The organism is Streptococcus sp. ALY_208, assembly GCF_058314295.1.
Genome location: NZ_JBZFUI010000017.1, coordinates 1 through 1,495, shown reverse-complemented (window position 1 = coordinate 1,495; position 1,495 = coordinate 1). Strand labels below are relative to the sequence as shown.

The 1,495-nt window shown below is 39.5% G+C and carries 1 protein-coding gene; it reads right to left on the bottom strand.

Features of this window, described 5'->3' with window-relative positions:
* Nucleotides 1-7: 7 nt before the first annotated feature.
* Nucleotides 8-1,405 (bottom strand): ISNCY family transposase, encoded by a 1,398-nt coding sequence (locus AC4HAI_RS08945; protein WP_491079754.1) that lies wholly within the window; start codon nt 1,403-1,405, stop codon nt 8-10.
* Nucleotides 1,406-1,495: the final 90 nt, after the last annotated feature.

Below are 1,495 nucleotides of genomic sequence, written 5' to 3'. Positions count from 1 at the left end.
AAATTGGTTATAATAGTGGTTGAGAGGTATTCCTCTCATGTTTGAATTCTTCATAAGATTTTCCGATTTTATGAAGGTATTGCTTGAAAGATGCAAGTTTCCACGGATGGGATTGTGGTGGAATATACTTGCGTCTTTCTTTTTTAGTTTTAAGCACCATTTCGAATTCTTTGGAGTGCTTCTCGTGTTTTGGTAACTTTCTAGTGGCATAAATAGTGTCTGCGATATTAAGGTAGATGTCTCCATCGAATGCCTCAATCACAAGTGCCTTTGTCTTACGTGAAAAATAGATTTCTTTATCCCCTTCGACGGGCAAGTAGAAATTGTTTTGATATCGAATGTGATGCCCGCTATCAATCACTCTTTCAGAGACTCTCGCTAACAATAGGTTTCGCTGGGCTGGTTTAGGTGCTTTCTCAAAAACAGACTCACTAGCTAGTCCACCAAATTGCTTGTTAAATCGTTTAATCCATCTCTTAAGATAACGATTCGCTTGAGAGATGCTGGTAATTTGATTTCTTTGTAAATCAATTGGTAGACGTGATTGAAGGGTCTGATTAAGACGTTCGACACGCCCTTTAGCTTGAGGGATAGAAGACGTTTCAATGGCAATACCAAGCTGATGACAAGCGTATCCAAATTGTGTAAAGGTATCTTCCTCCATTTTTTTAGACTGACTGGAAGCATACGTGAATACAGTCCTTTTATCAGTAAGGAGCTGGAAAGGGATACCATATCCCTCTAGAATCTGTTCTAAGACATGATAATACCCGTTTAGCGTCTCCTGAGTATCAAAGTAAGCCCCGACAATATCACCGGAAGCATCGTCAATAGCGACATGAAGATGTGTTTCTTGTTGTCCAAACCAAGGGAATTGACTGGCATCCATTTGAATGAGTTCCCCTTTGAATTTCTTTCTTGCTCGGCTGGGATGAGCTTTGTCAGGTTCTTCAAAGAAGTTGGAAGCAGTTGGGAGTTTGGCTCCTTTTTTTTCTGCCTCCCTTTTCTTTTGTTTGGCTTCTTGTTTCAATCGTCTTTTTGTTGCTCGTTGTGTCTTTGGAGATAGAAACCCTGCTTGGTAGAGTAGTTTTCTAACAGTTGTATCTGAATAGGCGATGTTTTCTTCTTCCGCTAGTAGTTCGCAGAAATGAACAACATTTGGTCTTAAATCCCCGTAACTTTGATATTTCTCGATAATCCTTCTCTTTGTTTCTAAAGACATGGCATGAGTTGGTCTTTTTGATCGATTACCATGAACGAAAGCTGCCTTTCCTTTTTCTCGATAGGCTAGTATCAATCGGTTCACCTGCCTCTTGCTTAACCCTAATTCTACACAAGCCCTGTTTTTCTGCTTTTTCCCCTCACAAACAGCTTTGATGACTAGGTATTTCTTTGACTCTATCATAGTTAGTTCTATTTTCCTCATCTTTCTAGTTTACCAGACGGGACATTTTCACATTCGACCTAGCTAAGACATTATCATTTTCGAATGATA